The organism is Caulobacter sp. FG7, from assembly GCF_057808875.1.
Map to the genome: position 1 here is coordinate 43,326 of NZ_JBMDIW010000024.1, position 25,158 is coordinate 68,483.

The 25,158-nt window shown below is 68.0% G+C and carries 27 protein-coding genes and 1 pseudogene; 14 read left to right on the plus strand and 14 right to left on the minus strand.

Annotation, left to right across the window (positions count from 1 at the left end):
- Positions 1 to 295: 295 nt before the first annotated feature.
- Both ACODR1_RS18645 and ACODR1_RS18650 read right to left on the minus strand, forming a co-directional pair.
- Positions 296 to 1,579, minus strand: coding sequence for an alginate export family protein (locus tag ACODR1_RS18645; protein ID WP_488881791.1), 1,284 nt, complete (start codon positions 1,577 to 1,579; stop codon positions 296 to 298).
- Positions 1,580 to 1,724: 145 nt separating this feature from the next.
- Positions 1,725 to 2,363: a TetR/AcrR family transcriptional regulator gene (locus tag ACODR1_RS18650; protein ID WP_488881792.1), complete on the minus strand. Its 639-nt coding sequence runs from the start codon at positions 2,361 to 2,363 to the stop codon at positions 1,725 to 1,727.
- Between the two features lie 164 nt (positions 2,364 to 2,527).
- Between ACODR1_RS18650 and ACODR1_RS18655 the strand changes: the two genes are divergently transcribed.
- From ACODR1_RS18655 to clpA, 5 genes are all read left to right on the plus strand, one after another.
- Entirely contained in the window at positions 2,528 to 3,940 is a 1,413-nt protein-coding gene (locus ACODR1_RS18655) for a glycosyltransferase (RefSeq protein WP_488881793.1), read from the plus strand.
- A gap of 17 nt (positions 3,941 to 3,957) precedes the next feature.
- Positions 3,958 to 4,869 carry an RsmD family RNA methyltransferase gene (locus ACODR1_RS18660; RefSeq protein ID WP_488881794.1) on the plus strand — a complete coding sequence of 304 codons (912 nt, stop codon included), beginning with the start codon at positions 3,958 to 3,960 and terminating at the stop codon, positions 4,867 to 4,869.
- 3 nt (positions 4,870 to 4,872) lie between these two features.
- Positions 4,873 to 5,664 (plus strand): TrmH family RNA methyltransferase, encoded by a 792-nt coding sequence (locus ACODR1_RS18665; RefSeq protein ID WP_116488899.1) that lies wholly within the window; start codon positions 4,873 to 4,875, stop codon positions 5,662 to 5,664.
- 343 nt (positions 5,665 to 6,007) lie between these two features.
- The gene (gene clpS, locus ACODR1_RS18670) at positions 6,008 to 6,334 is read left to right on the plus strand and encodes an ATP-dependent Clp protease adapter ClpS (protein WP_058347605.1); all 327 of its coding nucleotides are present in this window, start codon (positions 6,008 to 6,010) and stop codon (positions 6,332 to 6,334) included.
- A gap of 11 nt (positions 6,335 to 6,345) precedes the next feature.
- Complete coding sequence (clpA, locus tag ACODR1_RS18675) at positions 6,346 to 8,667, plus strand: ATP-dependent Clp protease ATP-binding subunit ClpA (protein ID WP_488881795.1); 2,322 nt, start codon at positions 6,346 to 6,348, stop codon at positions 8,665 to 8,667.
- Positions 8,668 to 8,725: 58 nt separating this feature from the next.
- On the opposite strand, the gene ACODR1_RS18680 is transcribed toward clpA, so the two are convergent.
- Positions 8,726 to 9,163, minus strand: coding sequence for a BLUF domain-containing protein (locus ACODR1_RS18680; protein ID WP_488881796.1), 438 nt, complete (start codon positions 9,161 to 9,163; stop codon positions 8,726 to 8,728).
- 129 nt (positions 9,164 to 9,292) lie between these two features.
- On the opposite strand from ACODR1_RS18680, the gene ACODR1_RS18685 reads away from it, so the two are divergent.
- On the plus strand, positions 9,293 to 9,655 hold the full coding sequence (locus ACODR1_RS18685) for a CCDC90 family protein (protein ID WP_488881797.1): 363 nt from the start codon (positions 9,293 to 9,295) through the stop codon (positions 9,653 to 9,655).
- Between the two features lie 205 nt (positions 9,656 to 9,860).
- On the opposite strand, the gene ACODR1_RS18690 is transcribed toward ACODR1_RS18685, so the two are convergent.
- Genes ACODR1_RS18690 through ACODR1_RS18700 form a run of 3 tightly spaced genes read right to left on the minus strand, consistent with a single transcriptional unit; the run spans position 9,861 to position 10,931 of the window.
- Positions 9,861 to 10,157, minus strand: a complete 297-nt coding sequence (locus ACODR1_RS18690; protein WP_488881798.1) for a hypothetical protein — start codon at positions 10,155 to 10,157, stop codon at positions 9,861 to 9,863.
- The gene (locus tag ACODR1_RS18695; protein WP_488881799.1) at positions 10,157 to 10,447 is read right to left on the minus strand and encodes a hypothetical protein; all 291 of its coding nucleotides are present in this window, start codon (positions 10,445 to 10,447) and stop codon (positions 10,157 to 10,159) included. The genes ACODR1_RS18690 and ACODR1_RS18695 overlap by 1 nt, the downstream gene beginning before the upstream one ends.
- A gap of 52 nt (positions 10,448 to 10,499) precedes the next feature.
- Positions 10,500 to 10,931 (minus strand): HIT family protein, encoded by a 432-nt coding sequence (locus ACODR1_RS18700; protein WP_488881800.1) that lies wholly within the window; start codon positions 10,929 to 10,931, stop codon positions 10,500 to 10,502.
- Between the two features lie 54 nt (positions 10,932 to 10,985).
- Here ACODR1_RS18700 and ACODR1_RS18705 point away from each other — a divergent pair, with 54 nt between their 5' ends.
- From ACODR1_RS18705 to ACODR1_RS18715, 3 genes are read left to right on the plus strand one after another with little or no spacing between them, the layout of a single operon-like run.
- Positions 10,986 to 11,576, plus strand: coding sequence for a DUF4287 domain-containing protein (locus ACODR1_RS18705; RefSeq protein ID WP_488881801.1), 591 nt, complete (start codon positions 10,986 to 10,988; stop codon positions 11,574 to 11,576).
- A gap of 50 nt (positions 11,577 to 11,626) precedes the next feature.
- Positions 11,627 to 12,112, plus strand: coding sequence for a pyridoxamine 5'-phosphate oxidase family protein (locus ACODR1_RS18710; RefSeq protein WP_488881802.1), 486 nt, complete (start codon positions 11,627 to 11,629; stop codon positions 12,110 to 12,112).
- A 48-nt stretch (positions 12,113 to 12,160) separates the two neighbouring features.
- A complete protein-coding gene (locus ACODR1_RS18715) occupies positions 12,161 to 12,574 on the plus strand; it encodes a hypothetical protein (RefSeq protein ID WP_488881803.1) in 414 nt (137 codons plus the stop codon).
- On the opposite strand, the gene ACODR1_RS18720 is transcribed toward ACODR1_RS18715, so the two are convergent.
- The 4 genes from ACODR1_RS18720 to ACODR1_RS18735 form a co-directional block, all read right to left on the minus strand.
- Positions 12,571 to 13,734, minus strand: coding sequence for a GNAT family N-acetyltransferase (locus ACODR1_RS18720; protein ID WP_488881804.1), 1,164 nt, complete (start codon positions 13,732 to 13,734; stop codon positions 12,571 to 12,573). The two genes, ACODR1_RS18715 and ACODR1_RS18720, sit on opposite strands and share 4 nt — an antisense overlap.
- Entirely contained in the window at positions 13,731 to 14,504 is a 774-nt protein-coding gene (locus tag ACODR1_RS18725; RefSeq protein WP_488881805.1) for a glycerophosphodiester phosphodiesterase, read from the minus strand. The genes ACODR1_RS18720 and ACODR1_RS18725 overlap by 4 nt, the downstream gene beginning before the upstream one ends.
- Positions 14,504 to 14,962, minus strand: a complete 459-nt coding sequence (locus tag ACODR1_RS18730) for a RidA family protein (protein ID WP_488881806.1) — start codon at positions 14,960 to 14,962, stop codon at positions 14,504 to 14,506. The genes ACODR1_RS18725 and ACODR1_RS18730 overlap by 1 nt, the downstream gene beginning before the upstream one ends.
- A gap of 223 nt (positions 14,963 to 15,185) precedes the next feature.
- A complete protein-coding gene (locus ACODR1_RS18735; RefSeq protein ID WP_488881807.1) occupies positions 15,186 to 15,620 on the minus strand; it encodes a phasin family protein in 435 nt (144 codons plus the stop codon).
- Positions 15,621 to 15,956: 336 nt separating this feature from the next.
- Between ACODR1_RS18735 and ACODR1_RS18740 the strand changes: the two genes are divergently transcribed.
- Together ACODR1_RS18740 and ACODR1_RS18745 are read left to right on the plus strand one after the other, a co-directional pair.
- The gene (locus tag ACODR1_RS18740) at positions 15,957 to 17,267 is read left to right on the plus strand and encodes a D-alanyl-D-alanine carboxypeptidase family protein (protein WP_488881808.1); all 1,311 of its coding nucleotides are present in this window, start codon (positions 15,957 to 15,959) and stop codon (positions 17,265 to 17,267) included.
- 77 nt (positions 17,268 to 17,344) lie between these two features.
- Positions 17,345 to 17,454: pseudogene (locus ACODR1_RS18745) on the plus strand (hypothetical protein); the annotation flags it as partial.
- 11 nt (positions 17,455 to 17,465) lie between these two features.
- On the opposite strand, the gene ACODR1_RS18750 reads toward ACODR1_RS18745, so the two are convergent.
- Both ACODR1_RS18750 and mipZ read right to left on the minus strand, forming a co-directional pair.
- Positions 17,466 to 17,897 carry a J domain-containing protein gene (locus ACODR1_RS18750; RefSeq protein ID WP_488881809.1) on the minus strand — a complete coding sequence of 144 codons (432 nt, stop codon included), beginning with the start codon at positions 17,895 to 17,897 and terminating at the stop codon, positions 17,466 to 17,468.
- 39 nt (positions 17,898 to 17,936) lie between these two features.
- Entirely contained in the window at positions 17,937 to 18,773 is an 837-nt protein-coding gene (mipZ, locus tag ACODR1_RS18755) for a division plane-positioning ATPase MipZ (protein WP_488881810.1), read from the minus strand.
- 203 nt (positions 18,774 to 18,976) lie between these two features.
- Between mipZ and panC the strand changes: the two genes are divergently transcribed.
- Complete coding sequence (gene panC / locus ACODR1_RS18760) at positions 18,977 to 19,828, plus strand: pantoate--beta-alanine ligase (protein WP_488881811.1); 852 nt, start codon at positions 18,977 to 18,979, stop codon at positions 19,826 to 19,828.
- Positions 19,829 to 19,989: 161 nt separating this feature from the next.
- Here panC and ACODR1_RS18765 read toward each other — a convergent pair whose 3' ends face one another.
- Entirely contained in the window at positions 19,990 to 20,388 is a 399-nt protein-coding gene (locus ACODR1_RS18765) for a DUF1489 family protein (RefSeq protein WP_101719618.1), read from the minus strand.
- Between the two features lie 168 nt (positions 20,389 to 20,556).
- Between ACODR1_RS18765 and ACODR1_RS18770 the strand changes: the two genes are divergently transcribed.
- The gene (locus tag ACODR1_RS18770) at positions 20,557 to 21,858 is read left to right on the plus strand and encodes a cation:proton antiporter (protein WP_488881812.1); all 1,302 of its coding nucleotides are present in this window, start codon (positions 20,557 to 20,559) and stop codon (positions 21,856 to 21,858) included.
- Between the two features lie 49 nt (positions 21,859 to 21,907).
- Here the strand turns inward: ACODR1_RS18770 and ACODR1_RS18775 are convergent, their stop codons facing one another.
- The gene (locus tag ACODR1_RS18775) at positions 21,908 to 23,875 is read right to left on the minus strand and encodes an acetyl/propionyl/methylcrotonyl-CoA carboxylase subunit alpha (protein WP_488881813.1); all 1,968 of its coding nucleotides are present in this window, start codon (positions 23,873 to 23,875) and stop codon (positions 21,908 to 21,910) included.
- 211 nt (positions 23,876 to 24,086) lie between these two features.
- Between ACODR1_RS18775 and ACODR1_RS18780 the strand changes: the two genes are divergently transcribed.
- Positions 24,087 to 25,121, plus strand: a complete 1,035-nt coding sequence (locus tag ACODR1_RS18780) for a glycoside hydrolase family 43 protein (RefSeq protein ID WP_488881814.1) — start codon at positions 24,087 to 24,089, stop codon at positions 25,119 to 25,121.
- Positions 25,122 to 25,158: the final 37 nt, after the last annotated feature.

Consider the following 25,158-nt stretch of genomic DNA (forward strand, 5'->3'; position numbering starts at 1 on the left):
CTTCCCCTTAAGGCCAAAAAAAAACGCCCGGCGAGGGCGTGAGCCCCCTCCGGACGTCGTTGTCCAAAACAGTCGCCGACCCCGTCGTCGGCGTCAGGGCCTTGCGGCCCGTCGCGGAACGTCGTTGCCCCGCGTGTCGTAGTCAGGGACGCATCGACCGCCGGGGGACGGCAATCGACAAACCGCCGTTATCGGTCGTTTCGCAGGTGCGGCGCCCATTTTTGCGCAGCAGCACGGCGCCCAAGACTTGGGCGGCGCCCGCAAACCGGGCGCCCTCCTCTCCTTACGGACGATCTCAGAGCTTGTATTCGAGGGTGAACCACACCTTCTTGCGCGACGCGGGCGGCGCCGGGGTACCGGTCGGCACGCTCGCCACCCGATCGAAGCCGGCGTACTTCAGCTGCGCCGACAGCTTCGGGGCGATGGTCGCCGTCAGCTGGGCGTTCCATTCGTGACCAAGGTCGGTGCCCGTGCGGTCGTCGTCGAAGTCGTGATAGCGGACCAGGAGCTCGGGGCTGGCGAAGTTGCGCACCTTGATCTTCGGCTTCAGCGTGACCGTGAAGTTCAGGTCGTCGAGGCCGTCGGAGAAGCTCTTGTTGCCGCCCAGCGACGACCAGGCGTCGGCCCAGCCATAGAAGCCGTGGGCCGCGCCCAGCGGCGCGCCGAAGCCCCGCGTGCCGTCGCCTTCCAGCATGTGGTAGCCGATCTGGGCCGTGTAGATGCCGCGCGTGGCTGCGAACTCGCCGCCCAGATAGTCGAGCTCGTAGTCGGCGGTGGCGCGGTGATAGTCGCTCTGGCGAGCGAAGCCGCCCGAATAGTTCAGGGTGTAGGCGCCGGCCTTGGCCTTGCCGACGGCCCGCACGCCCTTGGTGATCGAGGTGTTGAGCGGCGAGTCCGAGAAGTCGAGGGCGTAGACGAAGCCCGTGGCCTTCAGGGCCTCCGAGAAGGTCCAGCTGGCGTTGACGAAGTGGCTGTCGCTGTCCCAGTCGCGCCGCTCGCCCAGGGCGCGGTTGACGCGGGTGACATAGACATAGGTCCCCTTGAAGCGGCTCAGCGACAGGTCGGCGCGCAGGCCGTCATAGGTCTGCTCGTCCTGGCGCCAGGCGGCGGCGGCCACGAAGCGCTGGTCATCGAACTGGATCTTCTGGCGGCCGGCGGTCAGTTGCAGGGTCTTGGACGGCATCCATTGCAGCTGGGCGCGGTTCACCTCGGTGACGTTCGGGTCGTTGATCGCCGGGAAGCGGGCCTTGTCGGCGCCGTTCAGCGGCGTGGAGACGCCCGGCGTGGTGATGGCGAAGTGCTCGGGGCCGATGCGGCGCACGTCGTCGAACTCGATCAGGCCCTTCACGTCATGCCAGGCGCCGGTCTCCCAGCCAAAGCGCGTGCGCACCGTCGTGCCTTCGGCGTTGTTGCGCAGAGTGGCGGTCTTGGTCTGGTCGTAGCGCTCGTAGCGGGCGCGGATCTCAAGCAGCGGCTTGCCGGCCTTGACCGCATCCAGCAGCGACGCCTCCTCAGCATTCGCGCCGTTCGCCCAGGCCAGGGCCGCAAGGCCCACACACACAACATGAAGTCTGCTCATGCGGCGGGGCTCTAGGGCCCAAGGGTTAACCCGCTACCACCGCCGCGCCATAGAACAGTGTTGTATTTTCACGCAGCGGCTAAGCTCCTGGCGCTGCGGGGAAATTCGGCAGGTGCGACCGTTTGTCGCCCATCGGCGCGGGCTGCTACCTGTCGGCGATCAGCCCGTGCATCACCCCGTCCAGCGTGACCTGCATCAGCTCCTCGGCCGGCGCCCAGTTGCGGCTGGGCTTGGTGATGACCAGCGAGACGATGCCGTGGCAAGCGGCCCACAACACCTGGGCGGCGCTTTCGGCGGTGCCGGTCTTCAGCCGGCCGGCGGCGGCGATCTCGCGGATCGGACCACTGAACTCGTCGAAACAGCGGTCGCCGAGATCCGACACCGCCTGCTGCTTCTCGACCGAGATCACCTCGTTCGAGCCGCAGAACACCAGCTGGTAGGTGTTGGGGTTCTCGAAGGCGAAGCGCATGTAGGCGTCCAGCATCCGCCGGACCTTCTCGACCGCGTCGATCGGCTCCTGCGACAGGGCGACGTTGATCGACAGCAGCTTCTCGATGGCTTCCTTGCCGATCTCGAGCAGGATCTGGTCCTTGTCGCGGAAGTGCATGTAGAGCGCGGTCGAGGACACGCCCACGGCGTCGGCGATCTTGCGGATCGTCGCGCCGGCGTAGCCCTCGGCGATGAAGATCTTCTCGGCGGCGGCCAGGATCTCGCCCCGGCGCATGTGGCCATCGCCCTTGGGCTTGCGGGCGGACCTGGGCGGCTTCTTCAACGCGACGGTCACGATACGGTACTTCCTCCCTCTTCCCCAGCCTGACACTAAACGGGAATCACCCAGAGCCGACAAGCGGAACACTGTTTTACGTAGAACGCGCATTTTTCCATTTGACACTTTATGGTTGAATTTATCGAGTCGCTCCCGCCGGTAAGGCTAAGCTGGGGGACGACATGGCGCGTGAGGAACGGCGGCTGCACGTCGATGGGCTGGATCACGCGATCCTGCTCGATCCGCCACAGCTCTCGCCGCTTCCCGTCGCCGACGGCGCGCATCGGCGGCTGAGCCCGGTCCAAAGCGTCGCAGCGGCCACGATCGGTCTGGGCCTGGCCGTCGCCCTGGCGCTCGCGCCCAGCCAGACGCTCGACGTCCTGAAATGGACGGGCCTGGCCCTCTTCGCCCTGCTGGCCACGCTGCGGCTGGCGGCCGCCTGCACGCCCCGCCGGACAGTCAAGGCCCCGCCCCTGCCCGACCACGCCCTCCCCGCCTATACGGTGCTGGCGCCGCTCTACAAGGAGGCCTCCGTCGCGGCCGAACTGGTCGCCAGCCTCGATCGCCTGGACTACCCCCGCGATCGCCTGCAGGCCCTGATCGTACTTGAGGCCGACGACGCCGAGACCATCGCAGCCTTTCACGCCCTCGACCTGCCGGCCTTCGTCCAGGTGCTGGTCGCGCCGCCGGGCGGCCCAAAGACCAAGCCGCGGGCCTGCAACCACGCCCTGGAGCGGGCCCGCGGCGAGATCCTGGTCATCTACGACGCCGAGGACGCTCCCGATCCGGGCCAACTTCGCGAGGCCGCCGCCCGCTTCGCCGCGGGTCCGGCGCATCTTGCCTGCCTGCAGGCGCCGCTCAGGATCGAGATCCCGGCCATATCCGGCCTGCTGCCAAGACAATTCCAGCAGGAGTACGCCGCCCACTTCGAGGTGCTGCTGCCGGCCCTGGCGCGCTGGCGGCTGGCCTTCCCGCTGGGCGGCACCAGCAATCACTTCAGGACCGCGCCCCTGCGGGCGATCGGCGGATGGGACGCCTTCAACGTCACCGAGGACGCCGACGTCGGCTTTCGCCTCGCGGCGGCCGGCTACACGCTCGACGTCATCGACCGCCCGACGCTGGAAACCGCCCCGACCACCTGGAAGGTATGGCGGCCGCAACGGGCGCGCTGGATCAAGGGGCACCTGGCCACTTTGCTCGTGCACCTGCGCGGCCCGGCCGCGCGGCGCCCCCGCGTGGCCCTGGCGCTGTTCCTGACCCTCTTCCTGTCGCTGGTCTCCACGCACCTACACGCGCCGATCTTCGCCGGCGCCGTGCTGATGATCCTGCTGGACCTGGCGGCGGACGGCCATGCCGTGCTCGACGAGCCGGGCCTGGTGCTTTTCGGTTACGCCTGGATGGGTTCGGCCATCGCCGCGGCGGTCGGACGGCGGCGCGCCGGCGGCAGGGCCAAGGCGCTGGACCTGCTGGGCCTGCCGCTGATCTGGCTGTTGCAAGGCTGGGCCGGATGCCATGCGTTGTGGCAGTTCGTGCGGCGGCCGCATCACTGGGACAAGACCCCGCATGCGCCTCGGGCTGGACGACGCTTGGCCTGAGCGCGTATGGCGTGGCCATGCACCCGACCATCGCCGCCTCTCCCCTCGTCATGCGCACCACCGGCTGGGCCGACTACGCCCTGCTCGACAGCGGGCGCGGCAAGAAGCTGGAGCGCTACGGCCGCTACACCGTCGTCCGCCCCGAGCCGCAGTGCTTCTGGGAGCCGCGCCTGCCGGCCAGCGCCTGGGACGAGGCCGACGCCGTGTTCGACCCGTCCGACGAAGACGAGGCCGGCCGCTGGCGCTTTCGCGGCAAGCCGATCGAAAAGTTCGACCTGGCCTGGGGCGAGGCGAAATTCCACGGTCAGTTCACGCCGTTCCGCCACCTGGCCTTCTTCCCCGAGCAGGCCGCCAACTGGGCCTGGCAGGACGAGCGCGTGCGCGCCTTCATCAAGGCCCGCGGCCGCCAGCCCAAGATCCTGAACCTGTTCGGCTATACGGGCGTGGCCAGCCTGGTCTGCGCCGCCGCCGGGGCCCACGTCACCCACGTCGACGCCTCCAAGAAGTCGGTCGGCTTCGCGCGCGAGAACGCCGCCTTCGCCGGCCTCGCCGACAAGCCGATCCGCTGGATCGTCGAGGACGCCCGCCGCTTCGTCGCCCGCGAGGTGCGCCGCGGCAACGTCTATGACGGGATCATTCTCGACCCGCCGAAGTTTGGCCGCGGCCCCGACGGCGAGGTCTGGCGCCTGTTCGAGGACCTGCCGGCGCTCGCCGCAGACTGCGCGGCGCTGCTGGCCGAAGACGCCGACTTCCTGCTGATGAACGCCTATGCCGCCCGCGTTTCGGGGGCCGCCATGTCGGGCCTGCTGGCCCAGGCGCTGGACGGCCGGGCCGGCGTCATCGACTGGGGCGAGCTGTCCCTCGTGGAAGACAAGGGCGACCGCCAGATCGGCCTGTCGTTCTTCGCCCGCTGGTCGTCGGAGGCCTGAGACATGAGCGTCAAGACCGTCACCTCCCTGACCAACGCCACGGTGAAGGCCGTCCGCGCCCTGCACATGCGCAAGGAGCGCGAGGACAGCGGCCTGTTCCTGGCCGAGGGCCTGAAGATCGTCATCGAGGCGATCGACTGCGGCCACGCGCCCAAGATCCTGATGTACGGCCCCGACGCTGCCGATCATCCGATGCTGCAGAAGGCCGCCAAGGCCTGCGCCGCGGCCGGCGGCGAGGTGATCGAGGTCAATCGCGAAATCCTGGAAAAGGTGTCACGCCGCGACAATCCTCAAGCCGTGGTCGGCGTGTTCCGGCAGGTCTACACGCCGCTGTCGGCCATCGTGCCGCAGAGCGCCGACTGCTGGGTGGCCCTCCAGGCCGTCCGCGACCCGGGCAATCTGGGCACCATCATCCGCACGGCCGACGCGGCCGGCGCCGGCGGGGTGATCCTGGTCGGCGACTGCGTCGATCCCTATTCGGTCGAAGGCGTACGGGCGACCATGGGCTCGGTCTTCGCCGTCAAGATCGCCAAGGCCAGCGTGCAGGAGTTCCTGGCCTGGCGCGAGGAATGGCCGGGCAGCGTGGTCGGCACCCTGCTGACCGCCACCGTCGACCACAAGAGCGCCGACTACGTGAAGCCGTCGCTGATCCTGATGGGCAACGAGCAGCAGGGCCTGCCGCCCGAACTGGCCGCCGCCTGCGACGTCAACGTCAAGATCCCCATGCGCGGCCGCGCCGACAGCCTGAACCTGTCGGTGGCCACGGGGATCATGATCTACACGGTGACGGGCTAGCCGCTTCGAGGCCCCCTCCGGCCCTTCGGGCCACCTCCCCCAACGGGGGAGGATCTAGAGCGCCAAGATGCTCCCCCTGTGGGGGAGCTGTCGGCAAAGCCGACTGAGGGGGCCGCGAAGCGGACACGCCCCCTTGCGCGACACCAGGCCGCACACCATTTCGCAGCCTCGCCGCGGGAACGCACTGGCCACCTTCGCCGCTCTCCCAAACGTGAAGCCGATTTCGATGGCGCCCCTGTGCTAAAGCGGCGCAGTCGGGCGGCGGCCTCTTCCAAAGCCGCCGCTTTTCCATATCTAATTCATGAAGGCGGGTGATTTGCTTCCCGCCGGGAGAAAGCGGTCGATGGCCGAGCGAAAGCAAGGCGGAAATACAGGTGCGGGCTCTTCGGTCGTCACGGAAGTGAAGCCGAAGACGCAGAAGCCCTCGCTTTATCGCGTACTGATCCTGAACGACGACTACACCCCCATGGAGTTCGTCGTTTACGTGCTCGAACGGTTCTTCAACAAGTCGCGCGAAGACGCGACACGGATCATGTTGCACGTTCACCAGAACGGCGTCGGCGTCTGTGGTGTTTTCACCTACGAAGTCGCCGAGACCAAAGTCGCCCAGGTGATCGACTCAGCCCGCAGACATCAGCACCCGCTGCAGTGCACCATGGAAAAGGATTGAGGAGCCTCCCCTTGCCCTCTTTTTCGCGTCCTCTCGAAGAATCCCTGCATCGCGCCGTCGCGTACGCCAATCAGCGAAAGCATGAGTACGCGACCCTCGAACACCTGCTGTTGTCGCTGACCGACGACGACGACGCCGCCGGCGTCATGCGCGCCTGCGACGTAGACCTGACGGCCCTCAAGAAGAGCCTGGTCAACTATCTCGACGTCGAACTCTCCTCGCTGGTGGTCGACGACGAGGAAGACGCCAAGCCCACGGCGGGCTTCCAGCGCGTCATCCAGCGCGCCGTTATCCACGTCCAGTCGTCCGGCCGCGAGGAAGTGACCGGCGCCAACGTCCTGGTCGCCATCTTCTCCGAGCGCGAGAGCCACGCCGCCTACTTCCTGCAGGAGCAGGACATGACGCGGTACGACGCGGTGAACTTCATCGCCCACGGCATCGCCAAGAAGGCCGGCGCTTCGGAGCCCAAGGCCGCCAAGGGCGCGACCGCGGTCGAGGAAGATCAGGAAAAGCCCAACACCAAGACCGGCGGCGAGGCCCTCGAGGCCTATTGCGTCGACCTCAATGAAAAGGCCCGCCAGGGCAAGGTCGACCCGCTGATCGGCCGCGCGAACGAAGTGGAACGCGCGATCCAGATCCTGTGCCGCCGGACCAAGAACAACCCCCTGCTCGTGGGCGACCCGGGCGTCGGCAAGACCGCCATCGCCGAGGGCCTCGCGCGCAAGATCATCACCCACCAGGTCCCCGAAGTCCTGGCGGAAGCCACCATCTATTCGCTCGACATGGGCGCGCTGCTGGCCGGCACCCGCTATCGCGGCGACTTCGAGGAACGCGTCAAGCAGGTGGTCAAGGAACTCGAGAACCACCCGAACGCGGTGCTGTTCATCGACGAGATCCACACCGTCATCGGCGCCGGCGCGACCAGCGGCGGGGCGATGGACGCCTCCAACCTGCTGAAGCCCGCCCTGGCCTCGGGCAGCCTGCGCTGCATGGGCTCGACCACCTACAAGGAGTTCCGCCAGCACTTCGAGAAGGACCGGGCCCTGGTCCGCCGCTTCCAGAAGATCGACGTGAACGAGCCGACGGTGGAAGACACCATCAAGATCCTCAAGGGCCTGAAGACCTACTACGAGGACTTCCACAAGCTGAAATACACCGCCGAGGCCCTGAAGGTCGCGGTGGAGCTGTCGGCCAAATACATCACCGACCGCAAGCTGCCCGACAAGGCGATCGACGTGATCGACGAGGCGGGCGCGGGCCAGATGCTGCTGCCGGAAAGCCGCCGCAAGAAGACCATCGGCGTCAAGGAGATCGAGGCGGTCGTCGCCAAGATCGCCCGCATCCCGCCGAAGTCGGTCAGCAAGTCGGACACCGAGGCCCTCAAGGAACTCGAGAACGACCTGAAGCGCGCCGTGTTCGGCCAGGAAGAGGCCCTGACCCAGCTGTCGGCCGCCATGAAGCTGGCCCGCGCCGGCCTGCGCGAACCGAACAAGCCGATCGGCTCGTATCTGTTCAGCGGCCCGACGGGCGTGGGCAAGACCGAGGCGGCCAAGCAGCTGGCCCAGACCCTGGGCATCGAGATGCTGCGCTTCGACATGTCGGAATACATGGAGCGCCATACCGTGAGCCGCCTGATCGGCGCCCCTCCCGGCTATGTCGGCTTCGACCAGGGCGGTCAGCTGACCGACGCGGTCGACCAGCACCCGCACGCCGTCGTCCTGCTCGACGAGATCGAGAAGGCGCACGGGGATGTCTACAACATCCTGCTGCAGGTGATGGACAACGGCACCCTGACCGACAGCAACGGCAAGAAGGTCGACTTCCGCAACGTGGTCCTGATCATGACCACCAATGCGGGCGCGTCCGACGCCCAGCGCAACTCGATCGGCTTCGGCCGGTCGAAGGTCGAGGGTGAAGAGGACGCCGCGCTCAAGCGCCTGTTCACGCCGGAGTTCCGCAACCGCCTGGACGCCGTCGTGGCCTTCAAGCCGCTGACGCCGGAGATCATCCGCCAGGTCGTCCAGAAGTTCGTCATGCAGCTGGAGGCGCAACTCGCCGACCGCAACATCACGATCGAACTGGCCGACGACGCGGCCGACTGGCTGGCCAAGAACGGCTTCGACGAGCTCTATGGCGCCCGTCCGCTGGCCCGGGTCATCCAGGAGCACATCAAGAAGCCGCTGGCCGACGACATCCTGTTCGGCCGCCTGACCCGCGGGGGCCACGTCAAGGTGGTGCTCGAGAACGGCAAGATCGGCTTCGAGATCGAAAGCGCCTCGGAAGGCAAGTCCGGCAAGTCGGACGACGCCGAAGAACCGGCCCTGGCCGAGTAAGGCTCAAGGCCTGCTGAAAATGGAGAAGGCCCGGAGTGATCCGGGCCTTTTTTCTTGTCTAACGCAGGTGGCGCGCGCCCAGCAGCGACAGCAGGCGGATCGCCCGCTCCTCGTCCAGGCCTGCCGGCGTGAAGTGCTCGAGCCCCACCTCGGACAGGGCCGAGGCGTCCTCGGCCGCCAGCCGCCGCTGGCCCATGTTCCAGTCGCTGAACAGCCGTCGCTCGGCCAGGCCGTCGGCGATCAGCACGATCTCGTCGTGGCGTGGATCCGCGCCGATCCGTTCATAGGCCTGGGCGACCGTCTGGCCCGGCCCTTCCAGCACCTGCAGGAACCGTCCCTCCCCGGCCGCCAGGAAGCCGGTGATGTCGTCGAGGCGATTGTGCTGGATGGATTTTGCGACCACCGCCCGCAAGGTCTCGTCGATGGCCGCCGGATCGGTCGCCCGGCTGGCGTAGACGAGACGATAGAGCCCGCGCCGGGCCAGGGGATCGGTCATTCTCTATCCTTCGACGGCCGCCAAGGCTGGGCCTTTGGGGGAAAGCACTGGGCCAAGAAAGGTTCGGGCGCGCGACTCCCTCACGGGAAAGAGGCAGGCAAATCGGGAACAAACGGCCAACGTGAGTGCATGACTGCGATCACCTTCGACACCCTGAGCGCATCCAGGCGCCTGAGTGAGGCAGGTGTCGACGAACGCACGGCCGAAGCGATCGTGGAACTGGTGCAGCAGACGACCATGCTTCCAGATATCAGCGATCTGGCGACGCGCTCGGAACTGGCGGCGGTCAAGAGCGACCTGCAAGCCGTGAAGGCCGAGCTGAAGAACGATCTGAAGATCGAGATCGCCTCAGTCCGTAGTGAACTCGCCCTGACCGACGCCCGCATCCGCGCCGACCTCAGCGAGAAGATCCGCCTCCAGGGCTGGGCGCTGCTGGGCGGCATGGCGGTGCTGGTGTCGATCTCGACCGCGCTGATCAAGCTGCAGCCTTAAGGGTGGCGTTCGGCCGCCGCGACCTGGACTGTCTGCGCGGTCGAGCCTCCATCGGCCTTGCCTTCCCGGCCATGGCGGCGTGAGCGCTGGAATTGCCCGCCGGTTCGCTCAGAACGCGGGAGGCTGCCGCCTACGCCCCCCCCCCCGACTGAAGGGCCCGAGCATAGGCTGACGGCAATCGGTTGGAACGTCGCCTCCAGACGACTCAGCCGCGCTCGCGGATCGCCTTCACTTCGCGCCAGATACGGAACAGGTACTCCACCGTCGCCGCCGCGCCGACATAGCCGATGGTGTATCCGAAGCTGGTCAGGGCCGACGCGATGGCGCCGCCGAGCGGCTGGGTGGCCGCTCCCTGCTGGAACGCCGAGACGATGCCGATCAACTGCATCAGGTCGCCGCAAAGGCTGACGACGCCGGCGGCCGCGACGATGCGGGTCACCGGATGCAGGCGGCGAAAGAACGCGGAGGCGTGATCGGCGGGAGCGTCCAGGGCGTCGGGCATCAAGCGTCTCCCAGCGCGTTCGCCGCGCGTAAATCTCGGTGGGTGCGGGCCAGGAACTCGACCCAGGCGGCCAGGCCGGCATTGACCACGATCGCGCCGAGGCGCTGCAACACCTCGCCCAGCGATCGGCCGAGCCAAGCCTGGAGGATCTCCGGTTCGTAGCCGGCCGAGGTCGCCAGTTGCGACGCCTCGCCAGCCGCCTGGGCAATGCCAAGGACGTGAAGCGCCAGCACGGCCAACTGCACGCTGGCCGAACCAAGCAGAATCCAGGTGATCGGATGAAGTTTCATGCAGCCCCCGCCCCCGTATGGCGAGGTTCGCGGGGCCCGGCAACCTGAAGCTTCAGAGCGCCGCGCTGATCTTCGCGGCCAGGGCCTTCAGGTCCTCGGCGTCGGCCATGCCGCCGCCGTGCCGGCCCAAGGCTTCGCCGTCGTAGCGGGGAATGACGTGGAAGTGCAGGTGGAACACGGTCTGGCCGGCCGGAGCGCCGTTGAACTGGGTGACCACCACGCCGTCGGGCTTCAAGGCCTCGGTCACCGCTCGGGTCGCCTTCTGCACGGCGCCGATCAGCCGACCCAGGGTCTTGGGCTCGGCCTCCAGCACGTTGCGCGCCTTGGAGGTCTTGGAGATCACCAGCAGATGCCCCTTCGACTGCGGAAAGGCGTCCATGAAGGCCAGGACCTCGTCGTCCTCGAACACCTTCACGCTCGGGATCTCGCCGCGAACGATCTTGGCGAAGATGTTGTCCGGGTCGTAGGTTCCGTGAAGGCTCATGGTCGTCTCCATTGCGTGGGACAGGCTCTAGCAAACCAGGGAGGGTGCGCAAGCGTGGGCAAGAGCGACGAGACGGGCCAGGGCCTGACCGAACGCCAGAAGAAATGGTTCGCCTCTGTGCAGGCCAGCCTCGAGCGCGACACCGGCAAGACCCTGGAGCAGTGGGTCGAGATCGTCCGCCGCGACTGCAAGGAGACGAAGCCCAAGGCCCGCGTCGACTGGCTGAAGGCCAATCACGGCCTGGGCGTCAATCGCGCGGCCCATATCCTGGGCGCGGCCTTCCCATCCGAGCTGGGCTGGGACGACGCCGACGGCCTGCGCGCGGCGCTGTGGACCGACCCGGCCTCCACCGCGATCCTGGCGGCGATCGAGGCCGCCGTCGCCGATTTCCCGGGCCTCGTCACCGGCCAGCGCAAGGCCTTCACGGCCTGGTCCAGCAAGGTGCAGTTCGCGGCAGCAAAACCCGTGAAGGGCGGAACGGTGTCGCTGGGCCTGGCCCTGACGCCCGACGCCTCCCCTCGCCTCTCCGAACCGAAGAACGAGAGCTGGTCCGAGCGGCTGAAGGCCAAGCTGACCCTCGCCTCCCCGGCCGAGGTCGACGACGAGGTCAAGGCGCTGCTGAAAGCCGCCTGGGACCGCTCCTGACGGGAACGGCGCCGGGCGCGGCCACGTTTTGACGGCGGGAGGACAAGACCATGTCCAAGGAAACCGATCTCACCGCCAAGTTCTGGAAAGCCCTCAAGACCGATCGCACCGTCATGCTGGGCCTGCGCGACGTCGAAGGCGGCCACTGCCAGCCGATGACCGCCCTGATGGAGAGCGAGCAAGGCGGCCCGCTGTGGATCTTCACTTCGGCCGACTGCGACATGGTCGCCGCCCTGGATCGCGAGCGCGACGCGGTGATGCATTTCACCTCGAAGGGCCATGACCTGTTCGCCGAGATCGACGGCCGCCTGCGGATCGACAACGACCGCCAGGCCATCGACGGCCTCTGGAGCCCGTTCGTGGCCGCCTGGTTCACCGGCAAGACCGACCCGACGCTTCGCCTGCTGCGCTTCGAGCCGGAGCACGCGCGGATCTGGCTCAATGAGAACAGCCTGTTCGCCGGCATGAAGCTGATGCTGGGCCGAGACCCCAAGCGCGACTATCGCGACAAGGTGGCCGAGGTCAGCCTGCACTAGCCAAGGGCTTGCTTGGCGGGCGGCGCAAGCTCTGCTTTAGCAGGGGTTATGGAAACCCGTTCCGTCCGCACGCCCCTATCGATCAAGATCGTCATGGGGCTGATCGTCCTTGGCGCAGCCTTCACCGTATGGGGGACCAGCACCTTCCTGGCTGTCCGCGAGCCGACCCCGCTCTGGATCGCACTGGTGGTTCAGAACTTCGCCATGGCCGCTTATCAGCTGTGGGCGCTGCCCCGGATGAGCCGCTGGGCGCCGATCGCCAAGGGGACCGTCGGCCTGGCCCTGCTGCCAGTGCGCTGGGCCTATGACGCCCCGCCGGAGGTGAGCTTCGCCAGCCTCACCAGCATCGTCGTGCCGCTAGTGACCTACATGGCGCTGGTCCTGCCGCATTGGCGGAAGATGAACTGGGCGCCCCTGGGCCTGCCCTACCGCCCGGCGAGCAACCCGGTCGAGGTGTTCTAACTGCCCTCGTGTCTGAACGGCGAGAGCTCCTCAGTGAGCATCGCCATGTCCTCTTCCACCGCCTCGCGCTCGCGCTCCAGATAGCGGGCGACGGGCTCGCGCAGCGCCGGGTCGGCGATCCAGTGAGCCGAGTAGACGGCGCTGGGCAGGTAGCCGCGGGCGATCTTGTGCTGGCCCTGCGCGCCAGCCTCGACGCGCGGCAGGCCCAGCCGGATCGCGTGCTCGATGGCCTGGTAGTAGCAGAGCTCGAAATGCAGGAACGGCACGTCTTCGGTGCAGCCCCAATGGCGGCCGTAGAGGCAGTCGCGGCCGAGTAGGTTCAGCGCGCCTGCGATCCATGGCCCGCCCGGCCGCCGGGCCAGGATCAGCAGCACCTTGTCGGCCATCCGCTCCTGCAGCAGCGAGAAGAAGCGGCGGTTCAGGTACGGCCGGCCCCACTTGCGGCTGCCGGTGTCCATGTAGAAGCCGAAGAAGGCGTCCCAATGCGCGTGGGTCAGCTCGTCGCCGCTCAGAGCCACGATCTCCAACCCGTCCTGGGCGTCGCGGCGCTCGCGGCGGATGGTCTTGCGGCGGTTGGACGACAGAGCCGCCAGGAAATCATCGAACGTGGCGTAGCCGGCGTTCTCCCAGTGGTACTGCTGGTCCTGCCGGCGCAGCAGGCCCCGGTCGCCCATCCAGTCCCACTCGTCTTCCGTGGGGAAGGTCACGTGCAGCGACGAGGCCCCGATCCGCTCGCACAGGGTCAGCGCCCCGCCCAGCAGGGCCGAGCGCGCCTCGTCGGGATCGACGTCCGGCCGGGCGATCAGGCGCGGGCCGGTCACCGGCGAGAACGGCGCCGAGCACTGGAGCTTGGGATAATAGGCGCCCCCCGCCCGCTCGTAGGCGTCGGCCCAGGCGTGGTCGAAGACGTATTCGCCCTGGCTGTGGTTCTTCAGATAGAGCGGCATCACCCCGGCGATGCGCCCGTCCGTATCGGCGACGCTGACGTGGTGCGGCGCCCAGCCGGTGCGATCGGCCGCGCAGCCGCTCTCTTCGAGGATGTCGAGGAAGTCGAAGCTGACGAAGGGATCGCCGGAAGCCCCGGCGCAGGCGTCCCATGCTTCCCGGCCGATATCGGCGATGCGGCGGTGGATGCGCACCTCCGCCTTAAGCGAACTCACGCAGCGAAGCCCTCGAAGATCAGGTTGTCGCAATGGTCTGAAACCGCGTCCCACTGCTCGGGCGAGCGCACCGTCCAGGCGACGATGGGCATGCCCTTGGCGCGGAAGACGTCGGCGCGCGGACTGGGCAGCATGTCGAGCCCCAGCGCGAGGAAGTCCGGGCGCGCCAGCTCGACCTGCTCCAGGGCCGCCAGCGACTTGCGCAGCTCCGGCGCCAGCTTGCGGGCGTTCTCGTCGTTCCAGCTGTAGGAGTCCAAGCCCCGCAGGACCTGCGGATTGTGGTCGGCGAACCAGGCGTGGGAGTACGGATTGAAGCCGATCACGGCGATCGGCCCGGCATGGTCGATCAGGATCTCCGAGACCTTCTTTTCCAGTTCCCCCACTTCGCCGAACGGGGTCTTCAGCTCGATCTGGACCATGGCCCGGTGGCCGATCACCGCCAGGGCGTCGGCCAGGGTCGGGATGGTCTCGTCGGTGCCCGACAGCTTCAGCGCGCCCAGTTCGGCGGCGGTATGGTCGCGCAGGCGCCCTTCAGCGCCCGTCAGCCGCTCCAGGCGATCGTCGTGGAAGACCACCGCCTGGCCATCGGCCGTCAGCTGGACATCCAGCTCGATGGAATAACCTTTCGCGCAAGCGGCCTGGAAGGCGGCCAGCGAGTTCTCGGGCGCGCCGTCCGGCGTCCACAGCCCCCGGTGCGCGATCGGCGGATCGAAGAGGCGCTCCCACGCCTCGCCGAACACCTCGGTCCCGGGCCGCGGACGCGCGCGCATCAGAAGACCTCCACCACCGCGTCGACCTCGACGGCGAAGCCCAGCGGCAGCTTGTAGACGCCGACGGCCGAGCGAGCGTGGCGGCCGGCGTCGCCGAACACCTCGACCATCAGGTCCGAGCAGCCGTTGATGACCTTGGGAATGTCGATGAAATCAGGGCCGGCCTGCACGAAGCCGCCTAACTTGACCACCCGGGCCACCTTGTCGAGGTCGCCGACGGCGGCCTTGATCTGGGCCAGCAGGTTGACGCCGCACAGGCGCGCGGCCTTCTGGGCCGTCTCCAGGTCGACGTCGACGCCGACCGTGCCCTTGACGCCGCCGGCCGGATCGATCGAGATCTGGCCCGAGATGTGGACGAGGTTGCCCGAGCGCACGAACGGCACGTAGTTGGCCACCGGGGCCACCGGCTGCGGCAGCGTGATCCCCAGACCCGCCAGACGCTCTTCCACCTTCGACATTCAGACGCTCCCTTACCGAGAGCGCATGCTTAGCAAGGGCAGGCCTTCACACAAGAAAAAAGGCCCGGACGCAGGGTCCGGGCCAAGGCACACAAGAAAAAAGGCCCGGACGCAGGGTCCGGGCCAAGGCGCACAAGAAAAAAGGCCCGGACCGCGAGGTCCGAGCCTGAAGGCTGGGTAGACTTGGAAACGGCCCGCAAGCGGGGCCGTTCCGAATTTCGGCTTAGCGAGCGGCCTGGAACTTCTCGACCGTGGCGGTGACGCGCTCGTTCAGCGGCTTCACCGAGTCCTTGATCGAGGCCGAGACGATCTCCGAGGCCTTGCTCAGCTGGGCGATGTAGGCTTCCAGGGCCGACTTGGCCCAGGCGGTCTGCAGCTCGACGGCTTCCTGCACGCTCTTGGCGGCGGCGAGCGCCTTGGCGGCGGCCACTTGGTCTTCGGCGGCCTTCTTCGAGTAGGCGAAGGCCTCGGCGCCCAGGGCTTCGGCGCCCTTGGTCGCGGCGGTCACCGAGGCGACGACGGCTTCGAGGTTCTTCTTGGAATGGGTGTTGGCTTCGGCCAGGGCGGCCAGCGACTTCTCGACACCGTCCTTGAACGCTTGGTTGCTGGCGGTGGAGTATTGCTCGACGGTGCTCTTCAGGGTCTCGGTGACGGCCATGGGGAGGGCTCCTGGGCGGGTCATGGTGGGACGACGCGACCTTGTTAGGGTTTTCCGGCCGCGATCCCGCGCCATGCGTTGGGACGACATGGTTTTCTCATGTTGCAGTGCAGCAGTCAAACGATTTTGTGCAGCGCACCATAACCCTAGGTGAAGCTGCTCCGTACCCTGACCGCATGCCGAGCGAAGCGTTGCCGCAACGCCTAAGTTTTATCTTAATGTGCGGCGAAATCGCTCACCAGTTGTTTACTTTGGCGTAAGGCGACAACGCGCATGCTAGCTCTCACGCGTGTGGCGGTGCGGAACCGCTCAGTTCAAATGACGGACGTTTGTCGCATGTTCGCCAAGCTTAAATCCGCCCGTCGTCTCCTCGTCGCCGCCGGCCTCGCCGTGGCTTCGCTGGTTGGCGTCGCAGTTCCCACCGTCGCTTCGGCCCAGATCCCGTACCTGCAGCTGAACGCCGCAGAACCCAAGTACGCGGCCATCGTGATCGACGCCAACTCGGGCGAGGTGCTGTACGACAAGCGCGCCGACAGCCCGCGCTATCCGGCCTCGGTCACCAAGGTGATGACGCTGTACCTCACCTTCGAGGCGCTCAGCGAAGGCCGCCTGAAGCTGACCGACCGCGTGCCGATCTCGCCGCGCGCCGCCGCCCAGGCCCCCACCAAGATGGGCCTGCGTCCGGGCGACAGCCTCAGCGTCGACGAGGCGATTCGCGCCATGGCCGTGAAGTCGGCCAACGACATCGCCACCGCCATGGCCGAGAAGCTGGGCGGCAGCGAAAGCCGCTTCGCCGCCCTGATGACCCTGCGGGGCCAGGAGCTGGGCATGCGCAACACCCGCTTCGTCAACGCCTCGGGCCTGCCCGACAGCCGCCAGATCAGCACCGCCCGCGACCTGGCCATCCTGTCGCGCGCCACCATGCGCGACTTCCCGCAGTATTATTCCTACTTCAGCCTCAAGGGCTTCGAGTTCCGCGGCGGCTACGTCCGCGGCCACAACCGCCTGCTCTCCAGCATGGAGGGCTTCGACGGCCTGAAGACCGGTTACACCAATGCGTCGGGCTACAACCTCGCCGGTTCGGCCGTGCGTGACGGCCGTCGCCTGATCGCGGTTGTCCTGGGCGGTTCGTCGACCGCCTGGCGCGACAACAACATGGAAGACCTGCTGACCACCGGCTTCGACGTGATGCGCCGCCGCTCGCACGGCGAACGCACCAGCATCGCCGCAAACCTCTACGAAGAAGATCCGACCGGCCCGATCATGCGCCCCTCGTCGGAAGAGGGCGACGGCGACCAGGCCGGCCTGAAGATCGTGCTGACCGACAACCCCAAGCCCGCCCCGGTTAAGGTCTCCCCCACCCTGAAGGCCGCCAAGGAATCCGTGAAGCCGGCCCCGAAGAAGGCCAAGGGCGAGTGGAGCGTCCAGGTCGGCGCCTTCCAGTCCAAGAGCCTGGCCAACAAGCAGCTGGGCATCGTCCGCGATCGCTTCGCCAAGGCCGTGGCCGACGCCGAGGGCGCCGTGGTCAGCGCCGCCGGCGGCGCCTTCCGCGCCCAGTTCCAGGGCATGACCGCCGACGCCGCCCGCGCGGCCTGCTCGGCGATCACCGCCAAGCGCCAGCCCTGCATGGTCATCGCTCCGCGCTGATCTGGCCTGGAGCCTGAAAACAGAAAAGCCGGCGACCTCGCGGTCGCCGGCTTTTTCTTTGAGCGAAGTGCGTAGCCCTCGTCCTTCGACAGGCTCAGGATGAGGACCAGGTCGGGCACGCAGATGAGCCCCCCTCAGATCAGCAGCGCCAGAAAAACCTCATCCTGAGCTTGTCGAAGGACGAGGTTTTCGCCCCCCTCACCGCCCCTTCAGCAGCCGGTCCCGCGCCGCGTTGAGCTGCGCCGCCAGGCCCGCCGTGCCGCCCTTGTCGGGATGAGCCAGGCGGATCAGGCGGGCGTAGGCGGCCTGGATCTCGTCTGGGCCAGCCTTGGCGTCGACGCCGAGGATCGAGCGGGCCTCGTTGGCCGACAGCTGGGCCTTGCCGGGCTCGGCGACCTTGCGGACCACCGGCCGCTGGCGGGCCGAGGTGGCGCACCACAGGCCCAGCACGCACAGCGCCAGGGTCGCCGGCCACTGGCTGCGGACGCCGGCATAGGCGGCGGCGGCGAAGGCGGCGGCCGAGGCCACCCCGGCGCCGACGCGCCAGCCCTCGCCGGCGAAAAGCGGCTTGCGCTTTCCCCACAGCAGCCAGGCGACGACCACCGCGCCGAGGATCAGATAGAACAGCATGCTCGGACCCGACGCCGCCCCCAAGCGACCGGAAAAGTCTTACTGGGCGGCGAGCAGAGTTTCGCCCGAGAAGGCCGAGAGGCCAAGCGAGTGCATCAGGGCCCGCAGTTCCTGGCGTGCGGCCAGATGCTGTAACGACACCGGCACCGGGCGCACCTGGGTCGACAGGTCGGCGATGGTCAGGCCGAACGGGAACAGCTCGCGATAGATCACGCGGTCGCGCAGGCCAGGACCCATGCGGAAGCCGACCCGCTTGGCCAGGGCCGTCAGGCGATCTTCCAGGCGCTTGCGGTTACGGGCCTCGGTGGTGGCCAGGCGGTTGCGCAGAACCACCCAGTCCAGCGGCTGGCGCTGGCCGGCCATGGCGCGGGCCTTGCGGGCCTCCCACACCGTCTGGGAATAGAGGCTGGGCTTCTGCAGCTCCATGGTCACCGGGTCGACGTGGCCCAGCATGTCGAAGTCGACGAAGCTGTCGTTCATCGGGGTGACGATCAGGTCGGCTAGGCCGTGGGCCATGCGGGTGATCTGGGTGTCGCCCCCGGGGGTGTCGATCAGCACGAAGTCGGCGACCTCGCGCGCGGCCAGGAACGCCTTCTCGAACGCGGCGACCTGCTCGGCTTCCGACGAGGCGGCCAGGGCGATGTCGTCGTCGCTGAGGCGGAAGGTCTGCGGCATCGGCAGCTTGACGTCGTTGCCGGCCAGCCAGGCCGCGCGGTTCTCGCAGAACCGCATGCTGGTGCACTGGCGCAGGTCCAGGTCCATGATCGCGACCCGTGCGCCGCCGTACAACAGCGACGTCATCAGGTGCATCGCGATGGTGGACTTGCCGGCCCCGCCCTTTTCGTTGCCGACGACGATCACGCGCGTTTCGGCCATAGGCTTCATCCTTCGTTCCGCCGACTCGGGCGAATCTAACCAAAATCTTAACGCGCATGAAACGCCCTGCGCGCTCCTAGCGTCAATCTTATGGCGCCCTGCGTCCACAGACTCGGTGTCGCAGGTGGACCCGCTGTCCCATATCGGCCATAAGCCGCGCGTCCGAACGCTCGTTTTTGCGTCGCAGCAGAGTCTCCCCCGACATGACCCGTATCGTCCGCACCGTCGCCGAATTGCGTGAGCAGGTCCGCGCCTGGAAAGCCGCCGGCGAGCAGGTGGGCCTGATCCCGACCATGGGCGCGCTGCACGAGGGCCACCTGTCGCTCGTCCGCTTGGCCCAGACCCGCGTGAAGCGCACCGTGGCCAGCGTCTTCGTCAATCCCAAGCAATTCGCCCCGCACGAGGACTTCGACGCCTATCCGCGCGGCGAGGCCCGCGACGCCCAGCTGCTGGAAAGCGCCGGCTGCGACCTGCTGTTCGCCCCCAATGCCGCCGAGATGTACCCGCAGGGCTTCTCGACCACGATCAACCTGACGGGCGTGTCCGAGCCGCTGGAAGGTGCGGCCCGGCCGCAGTTCTTCGGCGGCGTGGCCACCGTCGTCACCAAGCTGCTGATCCAGGCGGAGCCCGACATCGCCGTCTTCGGCGAGAAGGACTACCAGCAGCTTCAGGTCATCCGCCGCGTGACCCGCGACCTTGATCTGCCGGTGGAGATCGTCGGCGCCCCGACCGCCCGCGCCGAAGACGGCCTCGCCCTCTCCTCGCGCAACGCCTACCTGTCGCCCGAAGAGCGCGCCGCCGCCGTAGCCCTGCCGAACGCCATGAAGGCCGCCATCGCGGCCGTTCAGGCCGGCGAACGCGTCGAGACGGCCGAAGCCGCCGGCAAGGCCGCGCTCGAGGCCGCCGGCTTCAGGCAGGTGGACTATTTCGATTTCCGCGACGCCGACGACCTGTCGCGCTTGGGGCCCGACGCCCTGCCCTCCGGCGCGAAGCCGCGCCTGCTGGCGGCCGCCTGGCTGGGCAAGACCCGCCTGATAGACAACATGGGCGCTTAAGCGCCCTACCCCTTCGTCACCAGGGCGATGCCGACGGCGATCATCATCGCCAGGAACAGCAGACCCATGCCGAGCGCCATATAGGCCAGTCGCATCTTCGCTCTCCCTAAGAAGGTCGAGCCAAGATCGTCTCACGCGTGGGTTGATGATCCGCCAAGCGATCACCAGGCGCCAAGCTCCCGGAGTTGGCGAGCCAGTTCCGGCGGCAGGTCGGCCGCCTCGCCCTCGGTCAGGTCGGGCGGCGCATCCTCGGGTTTCAGATAGCGCCAGCCCTGGAAGGCTCGGCGCGGCTGGGGCGCGACGCGCACGATGGCCGGATCGACCGTCACCTCGCAGCGCGCGTTCTGCCCCTCGCCCACCGTGTCGATGGCCAGGATCGTCTGGCGGCACAGCACTTGGCCCTTGAACACCCGGTACAGCGAGCCGCCGTCGAGGATCTCGTCGATCCGCTTGGGGGTCATGCGGGTGTGCATCACCCAGGGATGACCTTCCTTGTGCCAGGCGACGAGGTCGTCGATCGTGTCGCAGCCGACGACCAGCTTGATCATGTGCAGAGCCATGCAGCCGATTTAGCGCGCTCCAACCACGGCGCAAGCGCCAGCCTTCGCCGTCGACGTGACAACGCTATCATTTAACATCTAGGTCCGGTTCCAGACCGGTGATATCGGAACGTCAAGGGAAGAGACGGCGACCGTCGAACGACGGCGCGATTTCGGGGGAATGGGACCATGACGGCGGCTGAGCTCAGCGTTGTCTTCTTTTTGCAGATGTTCGTGATCATCGCCGTCAGCCGCCTGGTCGGCTGGCTCGCGAAGAAATACCTGGGCCAGCCCCAGGTGGTGGGCGAGATGATCGCCGGCGTGCTGCTGGGGCCGTCGCTGTTCGGCCTGCTGGCGCCCGACATCCAGCACATGCTGTTCCCCAAGGACTCGAAGTCGGTCCTCTATGTCGGCGCCCAGATGGGCGTGGGCCTCTACATGTTCCTGGTGGGCCTCGGCTTCCAGGCCGACCACTTCAAGAGCAACGCCAAGAGCGCGGCGGCCGTGTCGCTGTCGGGCATGGCCGCGCCGTTCCTGGTGGCCGTGGCCATCGCGCCCTGGCTGCTGAGCCTTGGCCTGTTCGGCAAGGGCATCGACACCTTCCAGGCCACGCTGTTCATGGGCGCGGCGATCTCGATCACCGCCTTCCCGATGCTGGCCCGCATCATCCACGAGCGCGGCCTCTCGAAGACTCCGCTCGGCACGCTCTCGCTGTCGGCGGGCGCCATCGACGACGCCGGCGCCTGGACGGTGCTGGCCATCGTGCTGGCCACCTTCGGCGGCGGACCGGCCGTGGCGATCAAGGCCATCGTCGGCGGCGCGGTCTTCGTCGCCTTCATGGTCACCCTGGGTCCCAAGCTCCTGGCCCCGCTGGGCCGCTGGGCCGAGCGCGAAGGCAAGGTCACGCCCAACATCCTGGGCGTGGTGGTCATGCTGTTCATGCTCAGCGCCTGGGCCATGGACGCGGTGGGCATCCACGCGGTGTTCGGCGGCTTCATCCTGGGCACGGTGCTGCCGCGGGGCGTGTTGACCCGCGAGGTCAAGAAGCAGCTGGAGCCGTTCGCGGTCGTGCTGCTGCTGCCGATGTTCTTCACCTTCTCGGGCCTGCACACCCAGCTGACCATGGTCAACAGCATCAGCCTGGTCGCCGTGACCCTGGTGATCCTGGCCGGCTCGATCCTGGCCAAGGGCGGCGCCTGCTGGGCCGCCGCGCGCCTCACCGGCCAGGACAACGCCACCGCCTGCGGCATCGGCGCCCTGATGAACGCCCGCGGCCTGATGGAGCTGATCATCATCAACATCGGCCTGCAGAAGGGCATCATCGGCCCGGCCCTGTTCTCGATGCTGGTGCTGATGGCGATCATCACCACCCTGATGGCCAGCCCGCTGTTCGAGATCCTCTACGGCAAGGCCGCCCGGGCGCGTGGCGAGCTGGGCGCCCTCGACGAAAGCGAGGACGAGGACAGCGAACTGGCGAGACTGCCGGCCTAGCCGATAGGTTACCCGTAAAATCCCCGCGAAAGCGGGGATCTTACGGAGATTAGTGCTCCGACGCCTTCAGCCGCGCCAGCACCACCCCCTCGGCGACCTGGCCGCCGGCCACGGCCGACAGCTCGCCGACCACGCCGCCGAACGGCGCGGCCAGGGCGTGCTCCATCTTCATGGCTTCCAGCACCAGCAGGGTCTGGCCCTTGGTGACCGACTGGCCGGCCTCGACCGCCACCGACACCACCTTGCCCGGCATCGGCGACAGGATCGCGCCGTCCGAGGCCGCGCCATGGGCGCCGCCGCCGACCTGGGGCGCGAAGTCGAACTCACGCACGTCGCCGCCCTCGAACACGTAGAGCGGATCGCGGCCATAGACGCCGGGAAGCACGTCGACGTCGTCGAGCGGCCGACCGTCCTCGACGGTGATGTCCCACGACCAGTCGTCGCCGGCGCCGGTCACTAGGCCCACGCGCAGCGGAACCCTGGCGCCGTCCACGGTCAGCGGCAGGCTCATGGCCGCGCGCGGCGCGCCCATGCGGAAGCCCAGCAGGCGCGACGGCGCGCTGGCCCACGGATCGGCCTTGGGCTGGTCGGCGGCCATGAAGGTCTCCAGCCGCTGGCCGATCGCGGCCAGGGTCGGCGCGTCGCTGAACGAGCGCTCGATCAACTCGTCCAGCCGCGCGGCGATGAAGCCGGTGTCGATCGCGCCGTCCACGAAGTCCGGGTGGCTGGCGCAGGCGGCCAAGAAGGCGGCGTTGGTCTTGACCGGATAGACCTCGACCAGCTTGCAGGCCTCGGCCAGGCGATGGGCCGCGTCCTCGCGGTCGACGCCGTGGGCGATCAGCTTGGCGATCATCGGGTCGTAGAACGGCGTGACCTCTCCGCCCTCCTCCACCGCGCTGTCGACGCGCACGTCGCCTTCGGGCAGGCGGAAATGCTTCAGCGGCCCGGTCGAGGGCAGGAAGCCGGTGGCGGGGTTCTCGGCATAGAGGCGCGCCTCCATGGCCCAGCCCTGCAGTTCGATCTCGTCCTGGGCCAGCGGCAGAGGCTCGCCCGAGGCGACGCGCAGCTGCCATTCGACCAGGTCCTGGCCGGTGACCATCTCGGTGACCGGATGCTCGACCTGCAGGCGGGTGTTCATCTCCATGAACCAGATGCGGTCGGCGCGCAGGCCCTCGCTGGCGTCGGCGATGAACTCCACCGTGCCCGCGCCCACATAGCCCACGGCCTGGGCCGCGCGCACGGCCGCGCCGCAGACAGCCTCACGGGTCTCCTCGTCCATGCCGGGAGCCGGCGCTTCCTCGATGACCTTCTGGTGGCGGCGCTGCAGCGAACAGTCGCGTTCGAACAGGTGCACGACGTCGCCGAACTGGTCGCCGAACACCTGCACCTCGATGTGCCGCGGACGGGTGACCCACCTTTCCAGCAGCACGCGGTCGTCGCCGAAGCTGGCGGCGGCCTCGCGGCGGCACGAGCCCAGGGCTTCGACGAAGTCCTCGGCCCGGTCGACTTTGCGCATGCCCTTGCCGCCGCCGCCGGCCACGGCCTTGATCAGCACGGGGAAGCCGATCTTGGCGGCCTCGGCGGTCAGCCGCTCGACCGACTGGTCATCGCCCAGATAGCCGGGCGTGGTCGGCACGCCGGCCTCGATCATGAGCTTCTTGGCGGCGTCCTTCAGGCCCATGGCGCGGATCGCCGACGGCGGCGGGCCTATCCAGACGAGCCCTGCGTCGATCACCGCCTGGGCGAAGTCGGCGTTTTCCGACAGGAAGCCATAGCCGGGATGGATCGCCTCGGCGCCGGTCTGGCGCGCAGCGGCCAGGATCTTGGCGGGGTCGAGATAGCTTTCCCGCGCCGGCGAGCCGCCGATCAGGATGGCCATGTCGGCCTCCATCACGAACGGGGCGTGGCTGTCGGCCTCCGAGTGGACGGCGATCGTGCGCACGCCCATCTCGCGCGCGGTGCGGATGATCCGGCGCGCGATCTCGCCGCGATTGGCGATCAGAACCGACTCGATCAACGCGTTCCTCCTCGGGACGAGGCGGTTTGGGGCCAGCCTCTGTCGCATGCTTCGTTATCGGCCGAGGTTTATGCCCTAAAACACCGATAGGCCAGCACGACCTTTGCCGCACACCGCGACAACGCCGCCAGCTTGCCCCCTGCCCTCGCCGTTGCAAAGCGCCGCCATGTCTTCCTAGATCGCGCTTCGTAACGCGTCGCCCGGAGGAAGCATGCCCATCGACACCTCACGACGGGCGCTGGCCCTCGGGGCCGCCGCCCTGGCGCTGACTCCCGCAGCCGTTCGCGCCGAGCCGATGCTGCGCCTGCCGAACATGCCGCTGCATGACCCGTTCATGGTCGTCGACGAGAAGGCGGGCCTCTACCGGCTCTACACGTCCAACATCGCCCGCCTGAGCGGGACGCCGGGCCTGGGCACGATGATGTATGTCAGCCGCGATCTCCTCGATTGGGAAAAGCCGCGCTGCGTGTTCCAGGCCCCCAACGACGCCTGGTTCAGGGGCGGGGCCTGGGCGCCGGAGGTTCATCAATGGCGAGGCCGCTGGTTCCTGTTCGCCACCTTCCACGACGAGGCCGCCCTGCTGCCGCCGGCCGGCAAGCGCAGGCCCTATCGGCGCGGCACGATCCTGGCCGTGGCCGACAGCCCCGAGGGTCCGTTCACCGTGGTCCGCGACGGCGAGCCGGTCGCACCTAAGGAGCTGATGACCCTGGACGGCACGCTCTACGTCGCTCCCGACGGTCGGCCCTGGTACGTCTACTCTCGCGAGTGGTTGCAGGTGGGCGACGGGGCGATCGAAGCCCTGCCCCTGACCGACGACCTGGCCGCCGCCGGCCCGCCCCGCACGCTGTTCACCGCCAGCCAGGCGCCGTGGAGCGACGGCAAGAGGCAACCCGAAGGCGACCTCGCCTACGTCACCGACGGCCCGCAGCTCTTCACCAGCAAGACCGGCCAGTTGCTGATGCTGTGGTCCAGCTACGACAAGAACGGCTACGTCCAGTCGCAGGCGCGTTCGACGACGGGCCGGCTGGAAGGTCCGTGGGAACAGCTGCCGCCGCTGGTCCGCCACGACAGCGGCCACGGCATGCTGTTCACCCGCTTCGACGGCCAGCTGATGATGGTGGTCCACCGCCCGTTCAAGAACGCCCGCGGCAAGCTCTACGAGATGCGCGACGCCGGCGACCGGCTGGAGATCGTGCGGCAGCGCATCGACCTGGATGGCGATCCCAAACCCCTCCCTTGTATCTAGATCGCGGCGCCGGAGCGTGATGGCTTGGTGCTGTGAA

Bases quoted from the DNA above. Each gene is read 5' to 3' on its own strand.
- ACODR1_RS18750 (WP_488881809.1), bottom strand. From the start codon at position 17,897: ATGCTGTTCTATCTGATCCTCGGCGCGGTGGTCGTCGCCTGGCTGCTG.
- ACODR1_RS18700 (WP_488881800.1), bottom strand. From the start codon at position 10,931: ATGAGCCTTCACGGAACCTACGACCCGGACAACATCTTCGCCAAGATC.
- mipZ (WP_488881810.1), bottom strand. From the start codon at position 18,773: ATGGCCGAAACGCGCGTGATCGTCGTCGGCAACGAAAAGGGCGGGGCC.
- ACODR1_RS18685 (WP_488881797.1), top strand. From the start codon at position 9,293: ATGACTGCGATCACCTTCGACACCCTGAGCGCATCCAGGCGCCTGAGT.
- clpS (WP_058347605.1), top strand. From the start codon at position 6,008: ATGGCCGAGCGAAAGCAAGGCGGAAATACAGGTGCGGGCTCTTCGGTC.
- ACODR1_RS18730 (WP_488881806.1), bottom strand. From the start codon at position 14,962: ATGTCGAAGGTGGAAGAGCGTCTGGCGGGTCTGGGGATCACGCTGCCG.
- ACODR1_RS18765 (WP_101719618.1), bottom strand. From the start codon at position 20,388: ATGGCTCTGCACATGATCAAGCTGGTCGTCGGCTGCGACACGATCGAC.
- ACODR1_RS18735 (WP_488881807.1), bottom strand. From the start codon at position 15,620: ATGGCCGTCACCGAGACCCTGAAGAGCACCGTCGAGCAATACTCCACC.
- ACODR1_RS18680 (WP_488881796.1), bottom strand. From the start codon at position 9,163: ATGACCGATCCCCTGGCCCGGCGCGGGCTCTATCGTCTCGTCTACGCC.
- ACODR1_RS18665 (WP_116488899.1), top strand. From the start codon at position 4,873: ATGAGCGTCAAGACCGTCACCTCCCTGACCAACGCCACGGTGAAGGCC.
- ACODR1_RS18770 (WP_488881812.1), top strand. From the start codon at position 20,557: ATGACGGCGGCTGAGCTCAGCGTTGTCTTCTTTTTGCAGATGTTCGTG.
- ACODR1_RS18655 (WP_488881793.1), top strand. From the start codon at position 2,528: ATGGCGCGTGAGGAACGGCGGCTGCACGTCGATGGGCTGGATCACGCG.
- ACODR1_RS18710 (WP_488881802.1), top strand. From the start codon at position 11,627: ATGTCCAAGGAAACCGATCTCACCGCCAAGTTCTGGAAAGCCCTCAAG.
- ACODR1_RS18780 (WP_488881814.1), top strand. From the start codon at position 24,087: ATGCCCATCGACACCTCACGACGGGCGCTGGCCCTCGGGGCCGCCGCC.
- ACODR1_RS18695 (WP_488881799.1), bottom strand. From the start codon at position 10,447: ATGAAACTTCATCCGATCACCTGGATTCTGCTTGGTTCGGCCAGCGTG.
- ACODR1_RS18725 (WP_488881805.1), bottom strand. From the start codon at position 14,504: ATGCGCGCGCGTCCGCGGCCCGGGACCGAGGTGTTCGGCGAGGCGTGG.
- ACODR1_RS18690 (WP_488881798.1), bottom strand. From the start codon at position 10,157: ATGCCCGACGCCCTGGACGCTCCCGCCGATCACGCCTCCGCGTTCTTT.
- ACODR1_RS18740 (WP_488881808.1), top strand. From the start codon at position 15,957: ATGTTCGCCAAGCTTAAATCCGCCCGTCGTCTCCTCGTCGCCGCCGGC.
- ACODR1_RS18645 (WP_488881791.1), bottom strand. From the start codon at position 1,579: ATGAGCAGACTTCATGTTGTGTGTGTGGGCCTTGCGGCCCTGGCCTGG.
- ACODR1_RS18715 (WP_488881803.1), top strand. From the start codon at position 12,161: ATGGAAACCCGTTCCGTCCGCACGCCCCTATCGATCAAGATCGTCATG.
- ACODR1_RS18660 (WP_488881794.1), top strand. From the start codon at position 3,958: ATGCACCCGACCATCGCCGCCTCTCCCCTCGTCATGCGCACCACCGGC.
- panC (WP_488881811.1), top strand. From the start codon at position 18,977: ATGACCCGTATCGTCCGCACCGTCGCCGAATTGCGTGAGCAGGTCCGC.